This window comes from Mesotoga infera (assembly GCA_011045915.1).
Classification (GTDB): domain Bacteria; phylum Thermotogota; class Thermotogae; order Petrotogales; family Kosmotogaceae; genus Mesotoga; species Mesotoga infera_D.
The window spans coordinates 1-4,961 of the sequence record DSBT01000384.1 but is presented as its reverse complement, the minus strand read 5'-3'; the positions used below and the strand labels follow the sequence as shown (position 1 = coordinate 4,961).

The 4,961-nt window shown below is 47.6% G+C and carries 4 protein-coding genes; 3 read left to right on the top strand and 1 reads right to left on the bottom strand.

Going from position 1 to position 4,961, the window contains the following annotated elements:
* On the top strand, nt 1-2,097 hold a 2,097-nt coding region (locus ENN47_12475), incomplete at its 5' end, for an ATP-binding protein (GenBank protein HDP78963.1).
* 84 nt (nt 2,098-2,181) lie between these two features.
* Here the strand turns inward: ENN47_12475 and ENN47_12470 are convergent.
* A complete protein-coding gene (locus ENN47_12470; protein ID HDP78962.1) occupies nt 2,182-3,192 on the bottom strand; it encodes a phospholipase in 1,011 nt (336 codons plus the stop codon).
* A 129-nt stretch (nt 3,193-3,321) separates the two neighbouring features.
* Here ENN47_12470 and ENN47_12465 point away from each other — a divergent pair, with 129 nt between their 5' ends.
* Both ENN47_12465 and ENN47_12460 read left to right on the top strand, forming a co-directional pair.
* Complete coding sequence (locus ENN47_12465) at nt 3,322-4,551, top strand: alpha/beta hydrolase (GenBank protein ID HDP78961.1); 1,230 nt, start codon at nt 3,322-3,324, stop codon at nt 4,549-4,551.
* Nucleotides 4,548-4,961 (top strand): amino acid racemase (locus ENN47_12460; protein ID HDP78960.1); only part of this gene is annotated, 414 nt, incomplete at its 3' end. The genes ENN47_12465 and ENN47_12460, both read left to right, overlap by 4 nt.

Genomic DNA, 4,961 nt, shown 5'->3' with positions numbered 1-4,961 from the left:
GATGATCCAAGGACACCAAATTCGATACCGCTTGAAGCAGGTGCCGGAAAGGTATTCCAGAAAGAGCTGAACGAGTTTGTTCAAATAGCAATAAACTCGATAAGCGAAAGCTTTCAGAGCGAGGATTATCAGCAGAAAGTGACCTCGATTCAGAACGAGCAGTCGGAGAAACGTTCGAATATGTTGAAGGAGCTTGTTGAGAAAGCAAAAGAGAAGGACTTCACGGTTCAGATAAATCAGACGGGAGTCGCCACAGTCCCTCTGTGGAACGGGAAACCATTGACACAGGAAGTCTACGAGGCTCTGCCTGAGGATTATCAGAAGCAGATTACCAGGAAGGGCGAAGAGGTCCGTGAACTGGTCAATTCCTATCTCTTAAGACTTAGCAAGATGGAAAAGGAGTACGGTGAGAAATACAAAGAGCTGAACAGGAATGTTGCTTCATTTGCGATTGAAGGACACATAAAAGAGATGAAAGACAGGTTTAGCAAGAGTAAAGAGGTCGTTGACTTTGTAGAGAGCATGAAGGAAGACTTGCTTGACAATCTGGGAGTATTCTTCAGCCAGGAGATCGATTCCAAAGCTTTCTTCGGGAAGAGATATGCGGTCAATCTGTTTGTCGACAACTCGGGCATTGAGGGGAAACCCGTTGTGGAGGTAACAAACTCCAATTACTCCTCACTTTTCGGAAGAATAGAGTATGTAGCAAAGATGGGAATGCTTGACACCGACCACACCATGATAAGGCCAGGCGCAATACATAGCTCGAACGGCGGGTATCTTGTCCTTGATGCCAAGAGCGTACTGAGCGAACCGTATGTTTGGCAGACACTCAAACAGGTCCTCTTTTCCGGCCTCGAGGGGATCGAGAATCTTGAACATAAGATCGGCCTGCTTTCGACTGTGAGTCTTAAACCAGAGCCGATCCCACTTGACATAAAGATCGTAATGATAGGTGAGCCGTGGATATACAGCATGCTGAGCACCCTTGACACCGATTTCAAGAAGCTCTTCAAGATTAAGGCAGAGTTCGACTGGGAAATGACTATACGGAATGATACTGTTGGTAAGCTCTGCGGACTCGCGTGCAATATTGTCAAAGAGAATTCCTTGAAACCCCTCGAGAGGGAAGGAATCAAAGAAGTAATCAAAAGGGCGGTTTTCCTTTCCGGCAGTAGAAAGAAGGTCTCGACCCAATTCGGCGCACTTGAACAGATCCTTCTTGAAAGCTCGGCCGTAGCGGAAATCAACGGTCACGAGATGATAGAGGCCGATGATGTATCGACTGCATGGGAAGAAATGCATACGAGGGTCTCGCTCTATCAAGACAAGATTAAAGAGATGTTCCAGAACTCCACTTTGATGGTTCAGACAGAGGGGGAACTTGTCGGTGAAATAAACGGGTTGACAGTCATCCAGACTGAAGATCTCTCTTTCGGGATACCGGTGAAGATTACCGCCAAGGCCGGACCGGGCAACAGCGGAATCGTTGACATACAAAAGGAATCCGAGCTGAGTGGACATATTCACAATAAGGCCAGTCTGACAATTCAAGGATACATGAGTTCAAAGTACGCGCGGCAGTTTCCGCTCAGCCTGAATGGCTCGATAAGTTTCGAGCAGGTTTACTCGGCAGTTGAAGGCGATAGCGCATCGGTTGCCGAAACGGTTGCATTTCTTTCTGCAGTTGCCGAAGTTCCGATAAAACAGTCGATAGCCGTAACAGGTTCAATAAACCAGAGCGGACGGGTTCAACCGGTGGGTGGAGTACAATACAAGATTCAGGGTTTTTACGATCTCTGCAAGATCAAGGGATTCAGCGGCGAGCAGGGAGTGATAGTGCCCGAAGCGAATTTCGACAACGTGGTTCTAAACGAGGAGATAATAGTAGCGATAAAGGAAAGTAGATTCAGCATCTGGACTATCGAAACCGTGGACGAGGCTATAGAGATACTTACAGGAATGAAACCGGGGAAAATCGGGAAGAATGGACAGTACTCTTCGGGTAGTTTCAATCGACTTGTCGTTGACAGGCTCAAGAAGTTCTATGAAATTGCCTCTCAGACGAACAAGCGATCCGGCAAGGGCGGCGATTGATGGGGTCAGTATATTAGAATAGTAAATGAACGGCGATAGATAAAATCTCTGTCTATCGCCGTCTAGACTTTTCGGACAGCCTTTCTAGGATTTCGAATCTATCTCGGCGAATCTTGCAAGCATATAGTTTATGTAGCCCTTCACATAGGAGGCGGTTTCTTTAAGGATCTCCACTGAAAGCGAATTGAGCTTGACGGTTTCGCCCGCGTTGTTAAGATCGTCGAAATAGGTTTTGCCAAGCCAGACCGCTTCGGGATTTTCCAGTTCGTCTCCCATTGAACGCTTTAGCTCGTAATAGACTGAACTCAACTTACTTCTGGAGTACCTTCGCAAACTAACGGCCGCTTGCTTCGGGTCCCTAATTTCTTTGGGTGAAACCTCTCTTAAAGCCTCAACGAGGGGTTCGTATTCTTCCCAAAGCAGGTATCCGCCGTAGAAATCATAAGCGAAGTGGTAGTTCGCAAATACAGCCAGCCACTTGTCCATATTGAACGGCAGCTTCACCAGCTCGAAGAGTGGTGCCGGGAAAGTATGGAATGGCTGACCGACATCTTCAAGATAGTGCATTGCTCTACCCATGAAACGGTATGCCCAATAATGGTCTCCTCTAGAATAAGCGATCTCGGCCAGATCGCTGAAATACTGGACCACATCGGTTACTTCTCCAACTCTAATGAAGAAAAGCATCCTGTATTCCATGTGCCTCAGCCCCTGGCTATCACCGAGGAGCGTCTCTATTCCCTTTAGTTCTAACCCCTTATCCATGCCTAGATCGGGCTCGTAAGAATAGACCGAAAGGATCTGCCACAGGGGTGCCAAATTGTCAACTGGTTTTGGGTTTGGGAAGACTGCGCTGTATAGGTCGAGGTCTTCTTCCGGCAGATAGTTCTCGCCGAGATAATCGTAGAAACCCTCTATGACCGGATTGTACTCCTGAGTATCCACATCGGCGTATGAATAAGGGGTGATTTCCACGAACTCATCGAAATCATCCTCATACTGCGAAACAATAATATAAGTGAGCGCGTCGTGCCCTGACCACGAAAAGGCAAACGCAGTCACAAGAAGTATAAGAATCACCATCACTCTCTTCACATGATCACCTCCAGTCTGATGATATCAGATTCACGTTGCATTATCACTCTCTCAAGAACGCCTTCGCTTCGGTAATAGAACTCTTTTCTGATAGTATTATTTGAGAAAGGGTTTTCTAGGAGGTGCTATATGGGGGACAATTCTAGAAGAGTTTCGAGAGGCTCGCTGGATGTCAGAATACTACGTGATGTCGAATTCGATTTTCAACTTTACAGATCTCTCGGTGCGGTTTCCTATGAAGGGGGAACGGTTGGGGAGATCCTCTCGCTTGTAACACATATAGATTGCGAAGATCCGGAGTCATGGGTAAAGTCATTCAAGGAACTCGCAGCAAGGCTGAAAAATCATGCCCTCATGGTTCTTCAGAAAGGCAATAACGAGAGCGCGAGGCAGGAATTCTTGAGGGCGGCAAGCTATTTCAGGGCTGCCGAGTACTTTGGCGATCCCAGAGATTCGAAGACAAGATACATTGGAATGGAAAGCAGAGATTGCTTTGTATATGCTTTCAGAACGACTGAAATTCAGTTCGAAGCTGAGAGAATACCCTACGGTGAGGATTTCATTCCGGCGTACTGGATTGCTCCAACGACTGGCGGCAAGAAGAAGACGATAATGATGATCAGTGGTTTTGACGGGACATCGGAAGAGATGTATTTCCAGGCAGGCTCGGCCGCTTTGCAGAGGGGTTACGCGGTTGTTCTCTTCGACGGTCCCGGGCAGGTTGGAATGAGAAGGTTCTCGCCCGAGACTCCGTTGCGTCCGGACTACGAAGTTCCAATTTCCAAAGTTGTCGATTATGTCTTGTCGAAGGAGGATGTCGATCCATCAAGACTCGCGCTGTACGGCATAAGTCTCGGAGGGTATTTCTCTCTTAGGGCCGCGGCTCACGATTCCAGAATAAGAGCCCTGGTCTCTAATTCACCTGTTACCGATATCTACAAGTACATGTCGGCATTTGCCGGAGAAGCCATCAATTCTCCTGAAGATATTACACTGGAAACTGTCGACCTTGTGCCCTCTCAGTATTTATCTAAGGCTCAGAAACTCCAGCTTGTCAACATAATGCTCAGATACGGCGAGGACTCCATGTTCAGGGCTTTCGAAAGAATGAGGGATTTCGTCGTAGGCAACGCTATAAAGAGTATTCAGGTTCCATTCCTTGCCATGGTGGGAGAGGGAGAAGGAGAAGAGGCGCTCATACAGGCAAGGGAAGCCTCAGATAACGTCTCGGGAAAGTCAACGATGCGAATCTTCAAGAAGCAGGAAGGCGCAGATTCCCATTGTCAGGTTACTAATCTTCCTCTGTCCAATTCAGTGCTTCTTGATTGGCTGGACGACGTTTTTGGGGCAGAGACATGAAGCGTATTGGCCTTTTGGGTGGAATGAGCTGGGAATCATCATTGGAGTACTACAGATTGCTCAATGAAATGGTCAAGAGCAGGCTTGGGGGACTGCATTCCGCAGAATGTACTATGGCTTCGGTTGATTTCGGCCCCGTTTCGGAGATGATGAAGAGTGATGACTGGAAAGGTATAGAGAGAGTCTTGACTGCCGCAGCCATTGATCTGAAGAGGGCGGGTGCAGACTTTCTTATCATATGTACCAACACAATGCACCTTTTGGCCAGGGAAATCGAAGGAGCATCGGGGCTTGAAGTTCTGGAAATCGGTAAAGCGGTCGGAGAGGAGATTGAGAGAAAAGGACTTGAAACCGTTGGACTGCTCGGCACAAGATTCACTATGGAGAGGGCTTACTACAAGGATACATTG